Source organism: Mesorhizobium sp. ZC-5, assembly GCF_025753855.1.
Lineage (GTDB): Bacteria > Pseudomonadota > Alphaproteobacteria > Rhizobiales > Rhizobiaceae > Neomesorhizobium.
Genome location: NZ_JAOWPT010000011.1, coordinates 185,069 through 205,397, shown reverse-complemented (window position 1 = coordinate 205,397; position 20,329 = coordinate 185,069). Strand labels below are relative to the sequence as shown.

Sequence of the window (20,329 nt, the reverse complement as noted above, 5' to 3'; positions counted from 1 at the left end):
GCTATGACTGGTCCCGGCGCTCGGCATGTGCATGGGCGATGCGGTAGGCGAGTTTCGCGGCCTGTTCGGCAACCGGATTGGAAGGCTCGACGGGGTAGGAGGCCGTGAATTGCAAATCGGACGGGTGCCATTCGCACTCGACGATGCGGAGTTTCCCGCTGGCGACGTGATCACCGACGAGATCGCGCGGAAGCGAGCCGATTCCAATGCCGTCCAGCGTGAGCTTGAGAGAGGCGGAAAGGGAGTTGGCCGGGAACATGCGCGGCGCCTCCTCGAACTCGCCGCTCAGTTTCCGGTAGACTTCGCTGTAGGGCCGGGTGGTGCGCGCGTAGGTGATGATCGGAAACTGCAGCAGGTCGTTCAGCGTGACCTTGCCCGTTTCGGGCAGCTTCAGATTGGGCGAGCAAACCCAGGCAAGCGGGAACGACGGCATCTCGATGTTCTCGATGCGGTATTCCAGGACAGGCCCCATCAGAACGGCAAGGTCGATCCGACGGGAAATGAGCTCACTGCGCAGGTTGGTCGTTACATCGACGACCAGATCCATCTCGACCAGTGGATAGCTCGCCTGAAATTCCCGCAGAAAATCGGGCAGCCACGTATGGACGACCGTCTCGACGACGCCGAGACGAAGGGCGCCGGTCGTCCCTGCCAGCGAATTGGCGGCCAGTTGAAAACGGTCGGCCGTCCGCAGCACGCGTTGAGCCAAGGGCAGCAATTGCTGCCCCTTGGCGGTCAGCCGCACCGTGCTGCTCTGGCGCTCGAACAACTTGACGCCCAGCGCGTCTTCCAGTCCGGCGATCCGCGTCGACACCGCCGGCTGCGTGGTGTTCAGCCTTCCGGCGGCCTTCCGGAAACTGCCGAAAGTCGCCACCCACAGAAAGGTCTCGAGTTGCTTGATGTTGAACGGGATCATCTTCGGCGATCGTTCATCTGAAACCCGGCCCTGTCGAAATCGATGGCATCAATGCCGTACGATAACCCGGGCGCCAATACCAACCCGTTCATAAAGGTCGATGACGTCCTCGTTGGTCATGCGGATGCATCCGGAGGAATTGGCCTGCCCGACCGTCCAGGGCTGGTTGGTGCCATGAATTCGATAGAGCGTGCTGCCGATGTAGAGAGCCCGGGCGCCGAGCGGATTGTTCGGGCCGCCTTCGACACGAGCCGGTAACACGCGTCCGCTGGCAGCCTCCCTTTGGCGCATCTCCGCGGGCGGTCTCCAGTCCGGCCAATGCCGCTTGCTCGATATCTCGTCACGCCCAGCCCAGCTAAAACCCTCCTTGCCGACACCGACGGCATATTTCAGCGCGGTGCCGTCGCCCAGGACATAATAGAGACGTCGTTCCGACGTGTTGATGACGATCGAGCCCTTGGGCTGAGCTTCACCGAAACGCACGACTTCGCGGGGGATGGGCGACCATTTGGGCTGGGCGGAATAGCCGGTGTCGGATCCCTGACCGGACGGAGAAATCAGCATGTCTCCCTCCGGGTCATAGCTCCAGGTTCTCGGGTCGTAGCCGCCATTCGATTGAGCGGGTGCGATATCCGCGGTCGCCAGCAGGATCGCCGCGACGGCAAAAAACACGGCGCCGCAATTCCGGGGCTGAAACGAAGTCATTGTGCCGGTTCCCATCAAGGCCGCTTCGCCACGCCTATAAGTTGAGTCGCAGGCAGGAAGCGATTGCGCAGCCACCATATCTTTTTGGCTGGAAGGCGCAACATTTGGCACTGCACTATGCAGGCAAAGTCCAAATGGACTTTTCTTTTCAGGCTCGCCACGATAGAGTGAATCGGCGGGGTGTTATGGCAAACGGCGGCAACGCGTTCCTTGAGTTGGGACGGCGTCTGGCGTCCTGGCAGGGCACCATATGACGGAAGACGAGGTCTGCCGCGTAGTTCGGCGCTCCGGGAAAGCAGGGTTGGCTGTCAAGGTTGCATTTGGCCTTGCGGTTGGATTGTCGTGCGGCTTGGTCGGCGCGGCCGCGATGGCTGCCGAGCCCGAATGGCCTGCGGGGACCTACAAGTACATCACCGTGGATCAGCCGGTCGGCGACGCCCTGGTCGAGTTCGGCAAGAACATCGGCGTGCCGGTGCGGGTCAGTAAAGAGGTCAAGGGACGGTTGAGCGCCGGAATGCCGGTCGGGACCGCCCGCGAGTTTCTGGAGTGGGTCTGCAACCGCTACGGGCTGGTCTGGCATTTCGACGGGTCGACGCTCAACGTCGCCGCTGAATCGGAAACGCAGACGGAGATGATCAAGCTGGACGCCAATTCGGCAGCCGGTGCGGCCGAGAGGCTTGCGTCGCTGGGCGTCACCGATGTGCGGTTCCCAGTCAAGGTTTCCGAAAAGGATGATGTGGTCTCGGTATCGGGCCCGCCATCCTATGTCGCATTGGTCAAGAAGACCTTGGGTGTTCCGTCCGGCGCACGGGTCGCGCAGGACGGGAACGTTCCGGTCCGCATCTTTCGCGGCAGGGCCGCCGAGGCCAAGAATTTTTCCGCAGCCAAACCGCAATAGGGATCAGACAATGGAAGTCACCCCCGTAGCCGCCACGACAGCGCTTCCTGCAGCCCCGCTAGAGGCGCAGCCGGTCCAGCCCGTCGTCGAGCGCCAGCTTTTCGATTATCTCGCCGAGGTCGAGAAAAGCGGGGCCGGTCATCTCAGCGATCCGGCCGCGCTCGCCAAGGCAGCGGTCCAGTCACTCGAAGGCACCGTGCAGCAGATTCAGGATGTGCTCGGCAAGGCAAAGCCGCCGGCGGCTTCCGAAGGCGATGCAGCATCGACGAACCAGACCGCGGATGCATCCTCGACGAAGGATGCCGCCACCACGGTGGAGGAAAGCGCTTCCCAGTTGCTGGAACGGTCCATGTCGGTGATGTGGGCCGCCGCCAACCTGGAGGTGGTGGTAGGCAGCGTGACCGCCGTGACGTCTTCGACCAGCACCCTGATCAAACAGCAATAAGCGATGGAGCTTTTGTGAACACGGTATCCACACCGCAGCGGTCAACGGTATTGTCCCGGTGCGGTGCGCGGGGCCGCGTAGCTTTTGCAGTCCTCTGCATGCTCGTCCTGCAGGCGTGCTCGGTGGAACTCTACACCGACCTCAACCAGCGCCAGGCCAACGAAATCGTCGCCACCTTGATGCGCCACGGCATTCCGGCGCAACGCCAGCCGGGCAAGGACGGCACCATGACGATTTCGGTGCAGAAGGGACGTTTCGCCGATGCGATGGCGATCCTCGACGAGAACGGGCTGCCCAAGCAGGAATTCGCGACGCTGGGCGAAGTGTTCAAGCGGGACGGACTGGTTTCTTCGCCTGTCGAAGAGCGGGCGACGATGATCTATGGGCTGAGCCAGGAATTGTCGCGGACCATTTCTGATATCGACGGCGTGCTGTCGGCGCGCGTGCATCTCGTGCTGCCGGAAAACGACCCGCTCAAGCAGCGGCTGGTCCCGTCATCGGCGTCGGTGTTCATTCGGCACCGCGCGTCGGTGGCGATGAACGACCTGATACCGCAGGTGAAGATGCTGGTCGCCAACGGCATTGCCGGGCTGACATATGACAAGGTCTCGGTGGTCCTCATTCCTGTCGCGGCGGCGGAGCCTGCTTCGGGCACGAGCGAAGCGGGGTTCACGACTTTTCTCGGGCTCTGGCTGCATCCCGACAGTCTCGCCCCGGCAATGTGGCTGTTCTACGGGCTGCTCGCCGCCGTTCTGGCGCTTGGCGGCAGGCTCGCCTACTTGCAGTGGTACCGGCCCCGCAACGTCTATGCGCTCGATACATCCCTGCCCGTGAAGAAGTCATGACGGAACATGCCGGTACGGAGACAGCCGACGCTGTCGCGTGGCGTTCATTCATAGACAATCCCGCAGGTTACGCTGCGCCGCAGCGGCTGGCGGATTGTTTCGACGGTGCCGTCAGCGCGGCAGTGTGTGAGCGCATGCTGGCAACCGAGCGATTGCAGACGCGGTTGTCGGCACTGCTTGTCGAGCGGCATGCGCTTGCCGGATCAACCGCCGAGGACAGTGATGACATCGATCGGGCTGTTGCGCTCGTATCCGCCGATGATCTGGATGACGTCGCGCTTCGTTCGGGAGCCATCTACTGGGCCGGCGCCCTTGCGGGTATCATCCTTGCGCAAAAGGCGGCAGCCTTGCACGAGGCGCTTGGCGAAGAACTCTGCGCCTTTGCCGTTGCGAACCGGGACCTTGCGGGGCCTGTGCAGTCACTCGATCCAGTCGAGGGCATTCGTGAGCGCGTCCTTGCCGACGGCTGGCGATGCCTGAGCGCATGGTGCGATGCGGTTCCGGCCGCCATCGGGATGCGCGTCCGCCTGAAGCTGCCGCCCGATGACCTGATCGACGCGATACCCCCGCTGCCTTTTGTGGAAACAGGTCCGGCGATCGTGCGCCGGGCTGCGGGTTGAGGCACGCCATGGCGAGAGAGGCTGCGATCGACGATCTACCGCGCCGGCCGACGGGCCGTATCCTGCGTGCCAAGGAGGCGCGTGCCTGGCAGGACGGATACGGCTTTCTCGATGTCGCGCGGCGCGAGGCCGAGCAGCTGCGGGATTCGGCGCGACGCGCTTACGCAAGCGAATATGCACAGGGCTACAACGACGGCAAGGCTGGAGGCGACGCCGAAGCCGCGCGTATCGTCAGCGAGGCCGCGGCGGAGGTCGACCGCTATCTGGGCGGCATCCAGGCGGAGGTCATCGACCTCGCCCTCGATGTCGTGAAACGGATGCTTGGCGAATTCGACGTCAGCGAGCTGGTCGCCAAGGCGGCCAGCCAGGCCATAGCCGAGATCCGGCGCTCCAAATATCTGAGAGTTTCGGTGCATCCTGACGCCGTGACCGCTGTCCAGGACGAACTGCGGAGCATCTTGAGCGAAAGCGATCTCGGCATGACGGTCGAGATCGATGCGGACAACACGCTTGATCCGGGCGCCTGCATCGTTTCCACCGACATCGCCGTGGTCGACGCCAGCATCGACGCACAGCTCAAGGCGATTGCCGCGGCGATCACCACCAAGTCGGGGGCGCAGGCATGACCGGCCCGACCGCGAACATCGAAGGCAAGCTCGCCACGATCATTCCCAGCCTCCGCGAAGGACTGCGCGAAGACGCCGTGCGGCCAAGAAAAGGCCGCGTGCGCCAGGTCACGGGTTTCGTTATCCACGCCACCGTGGACGAAGTCAGGCTGGGCGAGATCTGCGAACTTGTCGATCCAAAGACCGGCCGCCGGTCGAAGGCGGAAGTCGTTGGCCTGACGGACGAAGCGGCAGTTCTCGTGCCGCTCGGCGACGTGGCCGGACTCTCGAGCCTTACCGAGGTCATTCCCACTGGACGCGACCTGCAGGTGCCGGTTGGGCCGGGACTGCTCGGGCGCGTCATCAGCGCACTTGGCGAACCGCTGGATGGCCGGCCATTGCCGCAGGCCGAGATCAACGGCAGCTACCCGGTGAACGCCTATCCGCCGTCGCCACTGGCGCGGACGCTGATTTCGGAACCGATCCAGCTGGGCATACGCGCGCTCGACGGGCTGCTCACATGCGCCCGCGGCCAGCGCATCGGCATATTCGGCGAACCCGGCGTGGGAAAGTCGATCCTGCTTTCCGACATCGTCAGCGGCACCGATGCCGACGTCGCTGTCGTCGCGCTGGTCGGCGAGCGCGGCCGCGAGGTGCGCGAATTCGTCGAACGGCAGCTCGTGCAGCAGGGAAAATCGCGTGCAGTCGTCGTTGTCGCGACCTCCGACCGGCCGGCGATCGAAAGGGTGAAGGCGGCCTATGTCGCCACTACGATCGCCGAGTATTTTCGCGACCAGGGCAAGCATGTGCTGCTGGCCATGGACAACATCACGCGTTTCGCACGGGCACAGCGTGAGATCGGCCTGGCTTCGGGAGAGCCGCCGACCCGCCGCGGCTTCCCGTCGTCGCTGTTTGCGGCGCTGCCGAGACTTCTCGAACGTTCCGGCCCGGGCCGTATCGGCTCGATCACCGGCCTCTACAGCGTGCTCATGGAGGGCGACGGCACCATGGATCCGGTGGCCGAGGAGATACAGGCGCTGCTCGACGGCCACGTGTTCCTGTCGAACGAACTGGCACAGCGCAACCATTTCCCGGCAATCGATGTGCTGCGCAGCCGCAGCCGCCTGATGGATGCCGTCGTCTCCCATCAACACCGCACACATGCCGGCCGTATCCGCGAATTGCTGGGGCGTTATGCCGACATCGAACTGCTGCTGCGTATCGGGGAATACGAAAAGGGCAGCGACGCCGTCGCCGACGAGGCCGCCGCGAAGATTGGCAGGATCAATGACTTTCTCCGCCAGCCGTCGGCGACGCACGAAACGATGCACAAGACTGAAGAGCGCATGCGGGAGATTGTTGATGAAGGATCGTGACATGATCGTCCGCCTGCGCGGCATCCGCCAGTTGCGCGAGCAGCGCGCCGGGGAAAAGGTCATCCAGCGGCAGACGGCGGCGAGAAAGGCGACGATGCGTACGACGCAGGCGGTCGAGGCGACCGCGGCGCATCTCGAACGCATAGGTACCAAGGAACGCTCGGCATTCGGTTCACTGATCGGGCAATCCGTATCCGCAGTCAGTCTGCATCGGATCCGGGGGCAGGTCGAGAAGGCCGCCGGGGAAACGCTGCGGTTCAGGGAAGACGAAAAGCTCGCCGGTGAAGCCGAAAAGGAACGCAAGGCGGAACTCTCGGAAGCGCGCGGCATCCACCGTGCGCGTATCAAGGCGGTCACCAAGCTGGACAGGCTGCTGGAGCATATGTCGTCGCGTGGGGCACGCCGGAACATGGCGCTTGCCGAGCTCTCCGACGAAGAGGACAGCGGTTCGGGCCATAAGTCCTGACCGCGTCAGCCGACACCGAATGTGAGACGATGATGCATCAGGCCTTGGCCTCCGCCAGGAAGCAGACGCGGCGAGCGTCACCCAAAAAAAAGTCTGCGCCGAGCCGTGCGGCTGGCGAGCCGCTGGTGCTTGAGCAGATCGCGCCGGAAAACCTCGAAGCGCTGAACGCGTTTTACCGCCGCTGCCCGCCGTCAAACCTGGTCCTCGCGGGCGAAGCGATGACGCTCGCTCCGCTCTGGCCGCTGCCCGGTAAGGTGGAGCATCCCCAAAGCACGATAAATTTCACCATGGGAAACGCGAAAGGCGCGCTTCGTGTGCCACGCTCTCTTGTCGAGCGCTGGCTCGTCCAAGCCGATCCCGATGTGGACCTTGCGCGACTTGCGCCGGAACATGCAGCGCTTCTGCTGGAGTTCTTTCTCGGCAGCGAACTTGCCTGGCTTGAGGAAAGGCTGGAATGCCGGATTGCTGTAACGGCGGTCGAAGACCCCGATGCAAGTTCCGGCGCTGCCCCGCTCGCCTTCCGGCTCATCGGCAAGCAGGAAGAAAATGTCTGCATCCTTCGTCTCGAACATGCTGGGCACGCGGCGCAGCTTGGCCGCCTGCTGGGAAGCAGCGAAAGAAAGGCAGCCGGGTTTCCTCTGGATTTGCCGGTGCCGGCGAATTTGTGGCGCGGTGCAGTCACGGTAAGCGCCGGCGACCTTGGGGGTCTGCTGCCGGGCGATGTGGTGCTTCTCGACGAGATTGGAAACCAGGCCGCGTCGGCACTGATCGTCATCGGTGGCCGGCTTGTCGCACCTGTCGAATTCACCGGCCCGGGTGCCCGCCTGATCGCGCGGCCGGTCCCTGTCGCCGGATCAAAATGGGAGTGGATCATGAACAATGCGACCGACTCTGCTCAGACAGTCGAGGATTCCGACCTCGACGGTCTGCCGGTTACGCTCGTCTTCGAGCTTGGCCGCACCGCCTTGCCGCTCGGAGAGGTCAAGCAGCTGGCGCCCGGCGCCATCGTGCCACTGCCGGAGGTGGCGAAGGAAACGGTCGACGTGATCGCCAACGGGAAGCGGGTCGGTCGCGGCGAGATCGTCCGCATTGGAGAAAGTCTGGGCGTGCGGGTGATTCGCATGTTCGACAATGCTTGAAAATTCTCCCAATCTTCTAGGCATTCTGGTTGCCGTCGGGTTTGTCGGCCTGCTGCCGCTGGCGGTGGTGACCATGACGGGATTCCTGAAAATCTCCGTGGTGCTGTTCCTCATCCGCAACGCGCTCGGCGTGCAGCAGATGCCGCCCAACCTCGTGCTCTACGGCATCGCGCTTGTTCTGACGGTCTACGTCACGGCGCCCTTGCTCAGCGACATTTCCGGGCGGCTGGAGGAGGGACAGGTCCAGTTCCAGACGACCGAGGATATTGCCAGGGCCGCCGACCTGGTCAGGGAACCGCTGAAGCAGCACCTGGTGCGGTTCACGCAGCCTGAGGAGCGCCAGTTCTTTCTCGATGGAACAAGCCGGCTTTGGCCCGAAGAGGCGCGCCAGAATGTTCGTGACGACGATCTCGCGATCCTCGTGCCGGCGTTTGTCGCGTCCGAACTGACCCGGGCCTTCGAGATCGGCTTCCTTCTCTACCTGCCGTTTCTCATTGTCGACATCGTGGTGGCGAACATCCTGATGACGCTTGGCATGATCATGGTATCGCCGGTGCTCATCTCCATTCCGTTGAAGCTGTTCCTCTTCGTCGCAGTCGATGGTTGGTCGCGTCTGATGCACGGCCTGATCCTGAGCTACGTGCCCTAGGAGCTTCGCGCATGACCAACGATTTCGTACTTGCCAAGGTTCAGGGGGCGCTGCTGACCATTCTCTTCGCTTCGGCGCCCGCGATCATTGCGGCGCTGGTGATCGGATTGGTCGTCGGCCTCGCTCAGGCGCTGACGCAGATCCAGGACCAGGCGATGCCGCAGACCATCAAGCTCGTGGTGATCCTGCTTGTCCTGCTGCTGTTCGGGCCGCTGCTCGGCCAGCAGATCGCCGAGCAGGCCTCGACGGCATTGGACGAGTTTCCGATCGTTACGCGCTAGGCGGCCTCGATGCTGGTCGATCCCCTCTTTGCAGCGGTCGGGAATGCGCAGGTTTATATCCTTGCCGGCGCCTTCGCCATCGCCCGACTGCTCGGACTGATGACCCTGATGCCGCTTTTCACGCGCGTGCCGCTGACGGGAATCCTGCGCAACGGCGTCGCTCTCGCTTTTGCTGTCCCGATCATACCGATGATCGTCGACATGCTGAACCAGAGCGAACTGACGTCGACGATGATCGTCGTCTACATGCTGAAGGAGTTTGTGGTGGGTCTGACGCTCGCGTTGGCCATGGGCGTCCCGTTCTGGGCCGCCGAAGCAGCCGGCGATATCCTCGACCTTCAGCGCGGTTCCACCATGGGCACGCTGATCGACCCGATGATGACGCACGAAACCAGCGCCACCGGCACCTTGCTCACCGTCATCATGCTCACGCTCTATCTGGCTGCTGGCGGTCTCGAACTAACCTTGAACAGCCTCTACGACAGCTACGGGCTGTGGCCGATAGACCATCTGCTGCCGGTGTTCAGCAAGGAAGCCGCAGGGATTTTCCTCGATTTGCTTACCCGCACCCTGTCGATGGCGCTGACCCTGGTCTTCCCGCTCATCGTCAGCATGCTGCTTTCGGACATCGTGCTTGCGTTTCTTGCCCGCGCGTCTCCGCATCTCAACGTCTTTGCCCTGTCGCTGATTGCGAAGACGCTGGTGTTCAGCCTGGTCTTCGTTCTCTACGCCGCTTTCCTGATCTCCTACATGGGCCGGGATCTGGGCTTTCTGCTCGAGGCGAACGAGTTAATCAAGGCGATCGTATGCCGTGATTGCCGGTGATCTCCACGCATTCTGGCCCAGTGACATTGGCTCACAAACAGCAATTTCAGACCTTGCCACGAGGTAGGTAATAAACAGAATTTATCGGTCAGAGAAGATTCTGACAATTTGACACGAGAGAAGGCGCTGACGGATGTTGCGCCTGCTTGAGTACTTCGAAACGGGGATACGCTTGTGGACGCAACGGCCCGCCAGACGATCTCGCCGATTTACGACGACTTGCGCCTGGTCGATGCGGCCAGGTTGCGCAGACTTATCAGAATGGGTGCGTATGATGGTCATACGCACGGGCTCGCGCGCACCAAGCTGCAAGCAAATCTGATCGTATTGCCCTCCAGGTTTGCCCGCGATTTTCAGCAGTTCTGCCTGCGCAACCCGAAATCCTGCCCGCTGGTCGGCGTGAGCCGCCACGGCAGCCCCTTGTTGCCCACGCTTGGTGATATCGACGCCCGCTTCGATGCGCCCCGGTACAATATCTACCGTTTCGGTGAACTGTCCCGCCATCAGGCGGATATTATCGCATTGTGGCGGGACGATCTTGCCGCCTTTGCACTTGGCAGCTCCTTCACTTTCGAACATGCCTTGATCGAAAGGGGTGTGGAACTCCGCCCTGTCGCAGCCGGCAGGACGCTCCCGATGTTCCGCAGCGCGATCCCGACTTTTGGTGTTGGACCGTTCGGCGGCGAAATGGTGGTTTCGATGCGCCCGATACGCAGTGAGGATATCGACAAGGTTCGCGCGGTCACCGCGCGATATCCGCACGCCCACGGCGCACCCATCCACGTAGGCGAGCCGTCCATGATCGGTATCGACGATATCCGGCTTCCGGATTGGGGCGATGCGACCGAACTGCGGCGGGGGGAGGTTCCCGTCTTCTGGGCAAGCGGCACAACTGCCCGGAACGCCATCCAGCGAGCCAGGCTCGATATTTCGATAACCCAGACTCCGGGCCACATGCTGATCACCGACATCGATGCGCGTGTCGATGTTGGCGCCTTCAAGATTTTCTAGACTGCAAATCCCTCTCGGCCTCCATTCCGCCCCCCATCGCGGCTAGCTTGTCGACCGGCGTCCGGATCGGCATACTCCGGCGCTCTCGCGGTAGCGACAAAGGAATCATCATGTTTTATGCAATCCTCTGTTACGATTCCGAAGCGGTGACGACCTCCATGAGCGCGGAGGAAGATGGCGCGCTCATGGACAGGCTCGGCGCGGTACAGGACAAGCTTGCCAGGAAGCGGAAGCTCGGCCCGGTTGCCCGCCTGATGCCGACGACCGCGGCCACGACATTGAGAAAAGGCCAGGGAACGCTGGTGGTCGATGGACCCTTTGCGGAAACCAAGGAACAGTTGCTCGGCTTTTACCTGGTCGATTGCGACAGCAGGGAAGAAGCGGTCGAGATCGCCCGCGATCTCGCCGGTGCGGCCACGCATGGCACCGGCGCTTATGAAATCCGGCCGCTGATGACATTCAAGCCTACTCCGGAGGCGCAATGAGGGAAGCTGCCTGGATCGACGCGGCGCTGACTGCCGCACGTCCACAGGCGGTCGGCGCCCTGCTGCGCTATTTCCGCGATCTCGACACGGCGGAAGAGGCATTCCAGGAGGCTTCCCTGCGCGCCTTGAAGAACTGGCCGGAAAAAGGCCTGCCGCGCGACCCGGCAGCCTGGCTGATCTTTGTCGGACGCAATGCTGCGCTCGACGAGGTGAGGCGGCGCAGCAAGCAGCAGGCTTTGCCGCCGGACGACCTGATTTCGGATCTCGACGATGCCGAAACAGCGATCGCCGAAGGCATGGACAGCGGCCAGTATCGGGATGATGTGCTGCGGCTGCTTTTCATCTGCTGCCATCCCGAATTGCCGGCAAACCAGCAGATAGCGCTGGCTTTGCGCATCGTTTCGGGTCTTTCGGTCAAGGAGATAGCGCGTGCGTTCCTAGTGACCGAGGCGGCCATGGAACAGCGCATTACCCGCGCCAAAAAACGCATCGCCGAGGCCAATGTGCCTTACGAGGCGCCTGACGCGCGCGAGCGTACGCAGCGGCTCGCCACCGTCGCAGCAATGATCTACCTGCTGTTCAATGAAGGCTATTCGGCGAGCGGCGGCACCGTGCATGTCAGGGTGCCGTTATGCGAGGAGGCGATCCGGCTGGCACGGTTGCTGCTTGTGCTTTTCCCGGCCGAGAACGAGATCATGGGACTGACCGCGCTGGTCCTCTTGCAGCATGCGCGAAGCCCGGCGAGGCTCGATGCCAACAATGCCATCGTGCTCCTGCACGATCAGGATCGAAGCCTTTGGAACAAGCGCATGATCGCCGAGGGGATCGACCTGGTGAAGAAGGCGCTCAGTGCCCGACGGCCCGGGCCATACCAGATTCAGGCTGCCATTGCCGCTGTGCATGCCGATGCCTCGAAGGCCGAGGACACCGACTGGGCGGAGATCGATCAACTCTACGCCGTGCTGCAGGGACTGCAGCCTTCGCCAGTTATCTCGCTCAATAGGGCGGTCGCGGTCGCGAAACTCCATGGCCCGGCCGCGGCCCTCGCGATGATCGAGCCGCTTGGCGAGCAACTGACAAGCTATTTTCATTTTTACGGGGTGAAGGGCGCGCTGCTTAAGGAGTTGGGGCGGATGGACGCTGCGCGTGAAGCTTTCGAGCGGGCTCTCGCACTGGCCAACACTGCCGCCGAGGCAGATCACATAAGAATGCAGATCAGCCAGTTGCCGAGCCAGGGTAACGTGTCAGCCGCCTGACATGAAAGCTGGCTGCGGCCGGCTCCAAATAAGAATCTGAGAAAATTTTCGCGAGGCTGTCGGATTCGCCGCTTCCCGTTCGTCCTTGCATCGACGGATTGGAGTGGCTGCGGCCCGACAGGAGATTGTGATGCTCGCTTTCGACACTGCCATAGCGTTGGGCCAGTTCACCAGGGTGCACGCGATCCGCGGCGACAAGTATGCTGCGAATGATCAAGTGGAACGCCGCCAGGCGGGGCGGTCCGGACTGCTCGGGCTGGTTTCGGCTTTGGGGATGCTCAGCCTTTTCTTCCTGTTCCTGGACATTTCGGCCGGACAAGTCCGCATGGCGGCCAGCCAGCAGGCATCACATCAGCCCATTTCGCAACATGGAGTAACTCGATGAAATTCCTGTGCCTTGTCTATGGTGAAGAGCGAACGCTCGACGCGATGTCGAAGACGGAAATGGAGCGTCTCGACAGCGACTCCATCGGCTATGACAAGGAGCTCGAGCGAAGCGGCCACCTGATCGCTGCGCAGGCGCTCCAGTCCGTCCAGACGGCCACATGCATTCGGATCAGGGACGACCAGGTCGACATCCTCGATGGCCCGTTCGCAGAGACCAAGGAGCAGTTGCTCGGTTTCGTCATGGTCGAAACCAGGGACAAGGACGAGGCGATCGAAATCGCCAAGAAAATCCCGCTGGCCCGTCTCGGAACGATCGAAGTGCGGCCGATCATGAAGTTGGGCGAGGACTGATCCGGCGTCCGGCGTCCGATAATATCCAGGCAAGTCATGGAGGCAGAAATGACAAATATCGTACCCCGCGACGAATGGGTCGCCGCGCAGAAGGCTCATCTCGCCCGCGAAAAAGAACTCACCCGCTTCCGTGACGAACTGAGCGCCGAGCGCCGTGCGCTACCCTGGGTGAAGGTCGACAAGCACTATGTCTTCGACAGCGTCGACGGCAAGAAGACACTCGCCGATCTCTTCGAAAATCGCAGCCAGTTGATCGTGCAGCATTTCATGTTCGCTCCGGACTGGCAGGAAGGCTGTGTCGGCTGTTCCTTCCAGGCCGACCATGTCGATGCCGCCCGCCAGCATTTCGAGCATCGCGATGTGACTTTCGCAGCCGTCTCCCGCGCGCCGATCGGCAAGATCGAGGCCTACAAGCGCCGCATGGACTGGTACTTCAACTGGGTGTCGTCGTTCGACAGCGACTTCAATTTCGACTTCCACGTCTCCTTCCGGCCGGAAGACCTGGCCGGGGGCGAGGTCTACTACAACTATCGGCTGATCGAGAATTCGAGCTCCGAACTGCCGGGGATCAGCACTTTCTACAAAGACGAGAGCGGCGACGTCTTTCATGTGTTTTCATCGTTCGGCCGTGGCGACGAGCTACTGATCGGCGCCTACAACTACCTCGACCTGACGCCGAAGGGGCGTGACGAGACCGGTCCGAACGGTGATCTCACCGACTGGGTCAGGCACCACGACAAGTATGAGAAGAAAGTATCTGTCGCCGGTTCCAGCGAACCCGATGCCTGTTGTTGCGCGGCTGGCTGACAGCGTACCACCCGCATCAGGCAGCACTATAGCGAAAGGAGAACGCCATGCTTGAGAACAAAGATGCGGTCGCAACAGTCGCTGTCCGCGACCTCAAAACCGCAAGGGCCTTTTACGAAGGCAAGCTTGGCCTGAAATCGCTCGATGGCGAAGAGCCAGGCGTGGTCACCTATTCCGCCGGGCGGTCGACGCTTTTCGTCTATGAATCCGAGCTTGCCGGAACCAACAAGGCAACCGCTGTAACCTGGGTGGTCGGCGACGGTATCGCTGATATCGTCCAGGCCTTGAAGGCGAAAGGCGTTGCCTTCGAACGCTACGATTTTCCGGGCATGGCCATGGAAGGCGACGTGCATGTGACCGGCGCCATCAAGGCGGCATGGTTCAAGGATCCTGACGGAAACATCCACGCCGTCGTGAACGGATAGGCTTGGCAGTTGGCGGGCGTCGCGGCTCGCTTCTACCACAAATCGCGGCCGATCCGATGCTCCTGACAGATAGCTGTCAGGAGGCATGAGCTACTTTGCCTGCAATCCGCTTCGGCAATCTGTATCCGACAAAGGACCATCGATATGCCCGTCAATCCTGTTGCTCCCATGGCCGGACGCCGCGAGTGGATCGGTCTTGCGGTTCTGGCACTGCCTTGCCTGCTTTATTCGATGGACCTGACGGTACTGAACCTCGCTGTGCCGCATCTCGCTGCGGACTTGAAACCCACAAGTTCGCAACTGCTGTGGATCGTCGACATCTACGGTTTCCTCGTTGCCGGGTCGCTGATCACGATGGGCACGCTTGGCGATCGAATCGGCCGCCGCAAGCTGTTGATGATCGGGGCGGTAGCCTTCGGCGCCGCCTCCATCTTCGCAGCGTTTTCGACAAGCGCCGAAATGCTGATTGCGGCGCGCGCGCTGCTCGGCGTCGCCGCGGCGACGCTGGCGCCCTCGACGCTGTCGCTGCTGCGCAACATGTTTCTCGACGATCGGCAGCGCAGTTTCGCCATCGGAGTATGGATCGCCAGTTTTTCGGCTGGTGGCGCCATCGGTCCGCTGGTCGGAGGCGCGCTGCTCGAATATTTCTGGTGGGGTTCGGTGTTCCTGATCGCCCTCCCGGTGATGGCCCTGCTGCTTGTCGTCGGTCCGCTGTTGCTGCCGGAATACCGTGACCCTGAAGCTGGCAGGCTAGATCTGACCAGTGCTGCCTTGTCGCTGCTTTCCGTGCTTGCGGTCATCTACGGCATCAAGCAGTTCGCCGAACATGGTGCTGGCTGGCTGCCGGTTGCCGTGATCCTCGCAGGTCTGATCGTCGGTTTTGCGTTCGTGCGCCGCCAGCAAAGGCTCGCTATCCCTTTGATCGACATGAGCATATTTCGTTCGCCGGCATTCACGGCCTCGCTGTCGATCAACATCCTCGCCTTCTTCATCGCGTTCTCGGCATTCCTTTTCATCGCCCAGTACCTGCAACTGGTGCTCGGCATGGGGCCGCTGGAGGCTGGGCTTTGGACCGCGCCTTCTGCAATAGGCTTCATTGCTGGTTCGATGCTGTCGCCGGCGATCGCGCGGAGGTTCCGCCCCTCACATGTAATGGCCGGCGGATTGCTCATCGCCGCTCTTGGCTTTGCTTTGCTGACCCGGATAGGCGGCCCGAACGAACTCGCCGTGGTGGTGATCGGCTACGTCGTTTTCTCGGTCGGTATGGCGCCGGCCTTTACCATGACAACGGACCTCATCATTGGCTCGGTGGCGCCCGAGAAGGCCGGCGCCGCGTCCGGGATCGCCGAAACCAGCACGGAATTTGGCGGCGCGCTTGGTATCGCCGTGCTTGGCAGCGTGATCACGGCGATCTACCGCGGCAGCATGGCCGATGTCGGGGCGGTGGGCACGTCGCCGGAAGCTTTGAACGCAGCGCGCGATACGCTCGGCGCTGCGGTGGCGATGGCCGGGCAATTGCCCACCGAAGCTGGAGAGGAGTTGCTGGCTGTCGCGCGCCAGTCGTTCACCGAGGCGCTGCAACTGACGATGGCGTTGAGCGCTGTCATCGCCGTGGCGGCGGCAATTCTGGCGCTAATTCTGCTGCGGCGTTCGCAGGCCGAGGTCGCGGGGAGCGGTGCGGTCAAGGAACCGGCTCCGCAGTCTACCGGTTGACGTGCAAAACTCTCCCATCCGGTTCATCGGGTGGAAAGGCGGGACCGTCCGCACTACATTCAGGCGAAGCGGGTTTCTCCGCGCACGAGGAAAAGCGGATGCGGTTGCCGGTTCGGGCCGTCGAAACGATCTTTCTGTCTATGGTTGTGTTGGTTGCCGCAGTGGTAGCTGTTCCGGCGCAAACCTTCTCGACTGATCCGCTGAACCGCGCCGAGCGAAGCAGGATTATTGCTCCGGGCGAATTGCAGGCACTGGATCGCATCCAGGGCAGGCGGGACTTTCAACGCCAGCAGCAGCAGTACCGGGAGCAGGACCGGCCGCGTGTCGAGCCGCAGCGGCTGAAAATACCCCGCCTGCAACAGGGTTGCCAGCAGCGCCTTACACGCAACAGGCTCGTGACCACCTGCTTCTGAGCCGGGCGACAACGCAATTCTGTGCGATTTTCCCGAGTCTCAGGAGCGGTGTATGCTTGCTTCGCTGATGAAGAAGGCTCAAATCAGCGAAAGTTGAGCTTTCGGAGAAATGGAATGTCGAGCGGGATGTCAATGGACGGCGTAATTCGCCTGCATGGGAACGACAACGTGGTCGTTCTGACCAAGGCGTTTGGGGCCGGACAGCGCCCGGCGGGCACAGGTGTTGCCCTGGAGCGGCTGGTGCCGTCGGGACATAAAATCGCGACGGCCGATATCGCTGAAGGCAAACCCATCTTCAAATTCGGGCAGATCATTGGCTATGCCAGCCGCCCTATCGCCGCCGGTGAACACATTCACACGCACAATTGCCTGATGGGGGCGCATGACCAGCATTACCATGTTGGTCAGGACTTCCGGCCGGTCGAGTACGTTCCCGAAAACGAGCGACTGACCTTCCGCGGCTACCGGCGCGGCGACGGCGGCGCGGCCACCCGCAACTACATAGCGCTGTGCGCCACGGTGAATTGTTCCGCGACCGTCGTTCGTCACATCGCCGACCACTTCAATCGCACCGGTGCGCTCGACGACTATCCTAACATCGACGGCGTCATCGCGCTGGCGCACGGAACCGGCTGCGGCATGGCCGCGTCAGGCGAAGGTTACGACACATTGCAGCGGGTGCTTTGGGGTCACGCGACGCATCCGAATGTCGGCGCCGCGATCTTCATCGGGCTTGGCTGCGAGGTCATGCAGGTCGGCCGCATGCGCTCCATGTTCGGGTCGCGGGGCGAGGAACGCTTCCACGGCCTGACCATCCAGGAAACCGGCGGCACGCGAAAGACGATCGAGGCGGGCATCGCGGCGATCAAGGAACTGCTGCCCGCCGTCAACGCTGTCAGGCGCGAACCCATCCCGGTGAGCGAACTGGTGATCGGGCTGCAGTGCGGCGGCTCCGACGGCTTTTCGGGCGTGACTGCCAACCCGGCGCTGGGGGCTGCAACCGACATCCTTGTGCGCAATGGCGGTACGGCGCTGCTCTCCGAAACGCCAGAAATCTATGGCGCCGAGCAATTGCTGGTGCGCCGCGCCGCCTCGCAGGAGGTCGGCGACAAGCTGATCGAGCGTATCCGCTGGTGGGAGAACTACACGCAGATGAACGGCGGCTCGATGGACAACAATCCGTCGCCGGGAAACAAGGCGGGCGGACTGACGACCATCCTTGAAAAGTCGCTCGGGGCGGCGGCCAAGGGCGGCACGCTGGCGCTTTCCGATGTGCTGCTCTACGCCGAGCGGGTCAAGAAACCCGGCTTCGTGTTCATGGATTCGCCTGGGTACGATCCGGTTTCTGCCACCGGCCAGATCGCTTCGGGTTCGCAGATCATCGTCTTCACGACCGGCCGCGGCTCGGCCTTCGGCTCCAAGCCTGCCCCGACCATCAAGCTCGCGACCAACTCCGCCATGTACCGCCAACTCGAGGAGGACATGGACCTGAACTGCGGCGACATCATCGACGATGGCGTGCCGATCGAGGAAAAGGGGCGGCAGATCATCGACCGCATTCTGGCGGTCGCGTCCGGCGAGAAGAGCAAGAGCGAAAATCTCGGCCTCGGCGACAATGAGTATGTACCGTGGCAGCTCGGCGCGGTCATGTAAGCGTTTGCTTACTGATGGCCGAGCAGCCGGCCGTCAGGACTTTATCCCATAGAAGCGCGCGGCGGTGCCGCCGAAGACCTGTTCCTTGCCGGGATCGCTCAATTCGGCCATGAGCGTTTGTGCGGCCTGGTGCCAGTCGCGATAATCCGCGCGCAACAGGCACACCGGCCAGTCTGACCCCCACATCAGCCTGTCAGGCCCGAAAACTTGCAGGAGATGCGCTGCGTAGGGCCGAAGGTCGTCAACGGTCCAGCCTTCGTTTGCTTCTGTCACCAGCCCTGAGAATTTGCAGAACGCGGTCGTTTCGTCGGCGATGCGGGCCATGCCTTCCGCCCACAAGGCGAACTCTTCGCGCGTCGTTCCATGGTCCCTGATCTGCGGCTTCATGCAATGGTCGACGACGACGCGGAGTTTCGGATAGCGCTTGAGGAGCGCGAGGAAATTGACGAGATGCCGCGAAAAACCCAGCGCGTCGAAGGTGAGGTCGAGGTCGACCAGCGCGGAATAGGCCCATTGCACATCGTCTCGCAGCATCCAGTCGACATCGGGAATGTCCTGGATCATCGGCCGCACGCCGACGAATTTCGGATGATCGCGCAGACGTTCCAGATGCTTGAGGTGGCTACGGTCCTCGAAATCGATCCACCCGACGACGGCGGCGACGCTGCCGGTCGCGTCGGCGATGCCGATCATGTATTCGGTTTCCTCGACTGTCGCGGCGGCCTGCACGAGCACGGTGCTGCCGATACCGGCTTCTGCCAGATGCGGTGCAAAGTCGTGCGGCAGATAGGACCGGTTGAGAACGGCGTTGTCCTTCGGCATCCAGTCGTAGTCGCCCCGAGCCGGGTTCCAGAAGTGATGATGGGCGTCGATACGGGGGGTCATGCGGCGGCTTCTCTTGGCTCGGTCGGCGCGTCCGGACGGATCAGGCCCTCGGCCTTCAGTTCATCCCAAAGCGCCGGCGGTATTTCGGCATCGAGAATGGAGCGGTTTCCGCGAACCTGATCGACGGTCTGTCCGCCCGGGATCACCGAGACCACGGATGGATGGAGAAGCGGGAACTGCAGCGCGGCCTCGATGAGCTTCACGCCGTATCGGTGACATGCCGCTTCTATCCGGGCGGCTTTGTCGAGCACGGATTGGGGTGCCTCGGAGTAATTGTAAAAGGCCCCGGGCTTCGGTCCTCCCGCCAGTATGCCTGAATTGTACGGCCCGCCGAGCACGATGCCGATGCCGCGCTGCTCGCAAAGCGGCAGCAGCGTATCGAGCGCGCCCTGTTCCAGCAGCGTGTAGCGCCCGGCGAGCAGGAACAGGTCGAAATCGCCGCGCTCGGCCAGCCACTGGCAGGCTTCCGATTCATTGATGCCGCCACCGAACGCCTTGATGACTTTCTGGTCGCGTAGCGAGAGCAGGGCGGCATACCCCGACTTCATGAACTCGGAACGCTTCGCATCGACAACATCCTGCGTGCCGTGTGTGAAGAGGTCGAGATCGTGGACATACAGGATGTCGATCCGGTCGACGCCGAGCCGTTCAAGCGACGCCTCGAATGAACGCATGATGCCGTCATGGCTGTAATCGTAGTGCTCGCGCCTAGTCGGCGTGTCGAAGAACTTTCCGATCCCGGTGCGCTCCTCCGGCGCGCAGACCTTGAGGACGCGGCCGACCTTGCTGGACAGCAGATAATCGTCGCGCCGTTTGCCGCGCAGGAAGCGGTTGAGCCGCGTCTCGGAAAGGCCGAGTCCATAGAGCGGCGCGGTGTCGAAATAACGGCTGCCGGTGTCCCAGGCTTCGCAAAGGACGGCGTGCGCATCCTCATCCGATATCGCGCGATAGAGATTGGCCACCGGTGCGGCACCGAACCCGAGTTCGGTGAATTCCAGTCGTTCACTTCCGCTTCGCCGCCAACGCCTGGTCTTCATGAAAAATGCTCCTGCTCACTCCGCCTGGCGCGCAAACTAGCACAATGATCCATCGCCAAAAGCCCGGTGGACCATTGGACAGTGGATAGGTGCGTTGCTAGCATCGCGGCGGCCGAGAGGGGCCGAAGGGGAGGCG

The 20,329-nt window shown here is 62.3% G+C and carries 25 protein-coding genes; 21 read left to right on the top strand and 4 right to left on the bottom strand.

Translation table 11 applies throughout. The features are described 5' to 3' along the window. Nucleotide 1: 1 nt before the first annotated feature. Nucleotides 2-916: a LysR family transcriptional regulator gene (locus tag OHD58_RS23975; protein WP_263806092.1), complete on the bottom strand. Its 915-nt coding sequence runs from the start codon at nt 914-916 to the stop codon at nt 2-4. Between the two features lie 48 nt (nt 917-964). Continuing rightward, a complete protein-coding gene (locus OHD58_RS23970) occupies nt 965-1,621 on the bottom strand; it encodes a L,D-transpeptidase (protein ID WP_263806091.1) in 657 nt (218 codons plus the stop codon). Nucleotides 1,622-1,922: 301 nt separating this feature from the next. Between OHD58_RS23970 and OHD58_RS23965 the strand changes: the two genes are divergently transcribed. From OHD58_RS23965 to OHD58_RS23865, 21 genes are all read left to right on the top strand, one after another. Beyond that, entirely contained in the window at nt 1,923-2,519 is a 597-nt protein-coding gene (locus tag OHD58_RS23965; RefSeq protein ID WP_263806090.1) for a type III secretion protein, read from the top strand. 10 nt (nt 2,520-2,529) lie between these two features. Continuing rightward, nucleotides 2,530-2,964, top strand: a complete 435-nt coding sequence (locus tag OHD58_RS23960) for a hypothetical protein (protein WP_263806088.1) — start codon at nt 2,530-2,532, stop codon at nt 2,962-2,964. Between the two features lie 14 nt (nt 2,965-2,978). After that, nucleotides 2,979-3,809 (top strand): type III secretion system inner membrane ring lipoprotein SctJ, encoded by an 831-nt coding sequence (gene sctJ / locus OHD58_RS23955; RefSeq protein WP_263806087.1) that lies wholly within the window; start codon nt 2,979-2,981, stop codon nt 3,807-3,809. Next, nucleotides 3,806-4,429: a Yop proteins translocation protein K gene (locus tag OHD58_RS23950; RefSeq protein ID WP_263806086.1), complete on the top strand. Its 624-nt coding sequence runs from the start codon at nt 3,806-3,808 to the stop codon at nt 4,427-4,429. The genes sctJ and OHD58_RS23950 overlap by 4 nt, the downstream gene beginning before the upstream one ends. A gap of 8 nt (nt 4,430-4,437) precedes the next feature. After that, nucleotides 4,438-5,055 carry a type III secretion system stator protein SctL gene (gene sctL / locus OHD58_RS23945; protein WP_263806085.1) on the top strand — a complete coding sequence of 206 codons (618 nt, stop codon included), beginning with the start codon at nt 4,438-4,440 and terminating at the stop codon, nt 5,053-5,055. Continuing rightward, nucleotides 5,052-6,410, top strand: a complete 1,359-nt coding sequence (locus OHD58_RS23940; RefSeq protein WP_263806084.1) for a FliI/YscN family ATPase — start codon at nt 5,052-5,054, stop codon at nt 6,408-6,410. Before sctL ends, OHD58_RS23940 begins: the two co-directional genes overlap by 4 nt. Next, on the top strand, nt 6,397-6,876 hold the full coding sequence (locus tag OHD58_RS23935; protein WP_263806083.1) for a hypothetical protein: 480 nt from the start codon (nt 6,397-6,399) through the stop codon (nt 6,874-6,876). Before OHD58_RS23940 ends, OHD58_RS23935 begins: the two co-directional genes overlap by 14 nt. Nucleotides 6,877-7,001: 125 nt before the next feature. Next, nucleotides 7,002-8,015: a type III secretion system cytoplasmic ring protein SctQ gene (gene sctQ, locus OHD58_RS23930; protein WP_263806082.1), complete on the top strand. Its 1,014-nt coding sequence runs from the start codon at nt 7,002-7,004 to the stop codon at nt 8,013-8,015. Then, nucleotides 8,008-8,664 (top strand): type III secretion system export apparatus subunit SctR, encoded by a 657-nt coding sequence (gene sctR / locus OHD58_RS23925; RefSeq protein WP_263806081.1) that lies wholly within the window; start codon nt 8,008-8,010, stop codon nt 8,662-8,664. Before sctQ ends, sctR begins: the two co-directional genes overlap by 8 nt. Nucleotides 8,665-8,675: 11 nt before the next feature. Then, the gene (locus OHD58_RS23920; protein WP_263806080.1) at nt 8,676-8,945 is read left to right on the top strand and encodes an EscS/YscS/HrcS family type III secretion system export apparatus protein; all 270 of its coding nucleotides are present in this window, start codon (nt 8,676-8,678) and stop codon (nt 8,943-8,945) included. Nucleotides 8,946-8,954: 9 nt separating this feature from the next. Continuing rightward, on the top strand, nt 8,955-9,770 hold the full coding sequence (gene sctT, locus OHD58_RS23915; protein WP_263806078.1) for a type III secretion system export apparatus subunit SctT: 816 nt from the start codon (nt 8,955-8,957) through the stop codon (nt 9,768-9,770). Between the two features lie 219 nt (nt 9,771-9,989). Beyond that, the gene (locus OHD58_RS23910; RefSeq protein WP_412177282.1) at nt 9,990-10,781 is read left to right on the top strand and encodes a D-glutamate cyclase family protein; all 792 of its coding nucleotides are present in this window, start codon (nt 9,990-9,992) and stop codon (nt 10,779-10,781) included. A gap of 110 nt (nt 10,782-10,891) precedes the next feature. Further along, nucleotides 10,892-11,266, top strand: coding sequence for a YciI family protein (locus OHD58_RS23905; RefSeq protein WP_263806076.1), 375 nt, complete (start codon nt 10,892-10,894; stop codon nt 11,264-11,266). Continuing rightward, nucleotides 11,263-12,522: an RNA polymerase sigma factor gene (locus OHD58_RS23900; RefSeq protein WP_263806075.1), complete on the top strand. Its 1,260-nt coding sequence runs from the start codon at nt 11,263-11,265 to the stop codon at nt 12,520-12,522. The genes OHD58_RS23905 and OHD58_RS23900 overlap by 4 nt, the downstream gene beginning before the upstream one ends. A gap of 130 nt (nt 12,523-12,652) precedes the next feature. Continuing rightward, complete coding sequence (locus OHD58_RS23895) at nt 12,653-12,907, top strand: hypothetical protein (protein ID WP_263806073.1); 255 nt, start codon at nt 12,653-12,655, stop codon at nt 12,905-12,907. Beyond that, on the top strand, nt 12,904-13,260 hold the full coding sequence (locus tag OHD58_RS23890; protein ID WP_263806071.1) for a YciI family protein: 357 nt from the start codon (nt 12,904-12,906) through the stop codon (nt 13,258-13,260). The genes OHD58_RS23895 and OHD58_RS23890 overlap by 4 nt, the downstream gene beginning before the upstream one ends. A 48-nt stretch (nt 13,261-13,308) precedes the next feature. Further along, a complete protein-coding gene (locus OHD58_RS23885) occupies nt 13,309-14,067 on the top strand; it encodes a DUF899 domain-containing protein (RefSeq protein WP_263806070.1) in 759 nt (252 codons plus the stop codon). A gap of 47 nt (nt 14,068-14,114) precedes the next feature. Continuing rightward, entirely contained in the window at nt 14,115-14,492 is a 378-nt protein-coding gene (locus OHD58_RS23880) for a VOC family protein (protein WP_263806068.1), read from the top strand. 144 nt (nt 14,493-14,636) lie between these two features. Continuing rightward, nucleotides 14,637-16,205: an MFS transporter gene (locus OHD58_RS23875; RefSeq protein WP_263806066.1), complete on the top strand. Its 1,569-nt coding sequence runs from the start codon at nt 14,637-14,639 to the stop codon at nt 16,203-16,205. A 98-nt stretch (nt 16,206-16,303) separates the two neighbouring features. Beyond that, nucleotides 16,304-16,618: a hypothetical protein gene (locus OHD58_RS23870; RefSeq protein WP_263806065.1), complete on the top strand. Its 315-nt coding sequence runs from the start codon at nt 16,304-16,306 to the stop codon at nt 16,616-16,618. A gap of 114 nt (nt 16,619-16,732) precedes the next feature. Then, the gene (locus OHD58_RS23865) at nt 16,733-18,271 is read left to right on the top strand and encodes a UxaA family hydrolase (RefSeq protein ID WP_263806064.1); all 1,539 of its coding nucleotides are present in this window, start codon (nt 16,733-16,735) and stop codon (nt 18,269-18,271) included. A 33-nt stretch (nt 18,272-18,304) separates the two neighbouring features. Here the strand turns inward: OHD58_RS23865 and OHD58_RS23860 are convergent, their stop codons facing one another. Both OHD58_RS23860 and OHD58_RS23855 read right to left on the bottom strand, forming a co-directional pair. Next, nucleotides 18,305-19,156: an amidohydrolase family protein gene (locus OHD58_RS23860; protein WP_263806062.1), complete on the bottom strand. Its 852-nt coding sequence runs from the start codon at nt 19,154-19,156 to the stop codon at nt 18,305-18,307. Then, complete coding sequence (locus OHD58_RS23855; protein WP_263806060.1) at nt 19,153-20,193, bottom strand: aldo/keto reductase; 1,041 nt, start codon at nt 20,191-20,193, stop codon at nt 19,153-19,155. The genes OHD58_RS23860 and OHD58_RS23855 overlap by 4 nt, the downstream gene beginning before the upstream one ends. Nucleotides 20,194-20,329 lie beyond the last annotated feature (136 nt).

What these genes read in the sequence shown, in the direction of transcription:
- OHD58_RS23975 (WP_263806092.1), bottom strand. Translation starts at nt 916, where the DNA reads ATGATCCCGTTCAACATCAAGCAACTCGAGACCTTTCTGTGGGTGGCG.
- OHD58_RS23970 (WP_263806091.1), bottom strand. Translation starts at nt 1,621, where the DNA reads ATGACTTCGTTTCAGCCCCGGAATTGCGGCGCCGTGTTTTTTGCCGTC.
- OHD58_RS23960 (WP_263806088.1), top strand. Translation starts at nt 2,530, where the DNA reads ATGGAAGTCACCCCCGTAGCCGCCACGACAGCGCTTCCTGCAGCCCCG.
- OHD58_RS23950 (WP_263806086.1), top strand. Translation starts at nt 3,806, where the DNA reads ATGACGGAACATGCCGGTACGGAGACAGCCGACGCTGTCGCGTGGCGT.
- sctL (WP_263806085.1), top strand. Translation starts at nt 4,438, where the DNA reads ATGGCGAGAGAGGCTGCGATCGACGATCTACCGCGCCGGCCGACGGGC.
- OHD58_RS23940 (WP_263806084.1), top strand. Translation starts at nt 5,052, where the DNA reads ATGACCGGCCCGACCGCGAACATCGAAGGCAAGCTCGCCACGATCATT.
- OHD58_RS23935 (WP_263806083.1), top strand. Translation starts at nt 6,397, where the DNA reads ATGAAGGATCGTGACATGATCGTCCGCCTGCGCGGCATCCGCCAGTTG.
- sctR (WP_263806081.1), top strand. Translation starts at nt 8,008, where the DNA reads ATGCTTGAAAATTCTCCCAATCTTCTAGGCATTCTGGTTGCCGTCGGG.
- OHD58_RS23920 (WP_263806080.1), top strand. Translation starts at nt 8,676, where the DNA reads ATGACCAACGATTTCGTACTTGCCAAGGTTCAGGGGGCGCTGCTGACC.
- sctT (WP_263806078.1), top strand. Translation starts at nt 8,955, where the DNA reads ATGCTGGTCGATCCCCTCTTTGCAGCGGTCGGGAATGCGCAGGTTTAT.
- OHD58_RS23905 (WP_263806076.1), top strand. Translation starts at nt 10,892, where the DNA reads ATGTTTTATGCAATCCTCTGTTACGATTCCGAAGCGGTGACGACCTCC.
- OHD58_RS23900 (WP_263806075.1), top strand. Translation starts at nt 11,263, where the DNA reads ATGAGGGAAGCTGCCTGGATCGACGCGGCGCTGACTGCCGCACGTCCA.
- OHD58_RS23895 (WP_263806073.1), top strand. Translation starts at nt 12,653, where the DNA reads ATGCTCGCTTTCGACACTGCCATAGCGTTGGGCCAGTTCACCAGGGTG.
- OHD58_RS23890 (WP_263806071.1), top strand. Translation starts at nt 12,904, where the DNA reads ATGAAATTCCTGTGCCTTGTCTATGGTGAAGAGCGAACGCTCGACGCG.
- OHD58_RS23885 (WP_263806070.1), top strand. Translation starts at nt 13,309, where the DNA reads ATGACAAATATCGTACCCCGCGACGAATGGGTCGCCGCGCAGAAGGCT.
- OHD58_RS23880 (WP_263806068.1), top strand. Translation starts at nt 14,115, where the DNA reads ATGCTTGAGAACAAAGATGCGGTCGCAACAGTCGCTGTCCGCGACCTC.
- OHD58_RS23875 (WP_263806066.1), top strand. Translation starts at nt 14,637, where the DNA reads ATGCCCGTCAATCCTGTTGCTCCCATGGCCGGACGCCGCGAGTGGATC.
- OHD58_RS23870 (WP_263806065.1), top strand. Translation starts at nt 16,304, where the DNA reads ATGCGGTTGCCGGTTCGGGCCGTCGAAACGATCTTTCTGTCTATGGTT.
- OHD58_RS23865 (WP_263806064.1), top strand. Translation starts at nt 16,733, where the DNA reads ATGTCGAGCGGGATGTCAATGGACGGCGTAATTCGCCTGCATGGGAAC.
- OHD58_RS23860 (WP_263806062.1), bottom strand. Translation starts at nt 19,156, where the DNA reads ATGACCCCCCGTATCGACGCCCATCATCACTTCTGGAACCCGGCTCGG.
- OHD58_RS23855 (WP_263806060.1), bottom strand. Translation starts at nt 20,193, where the DNA reads ATGAAGACCAGGCGTTGGCGGCGAAGCGGAAGTGAACGACTGGAATTC.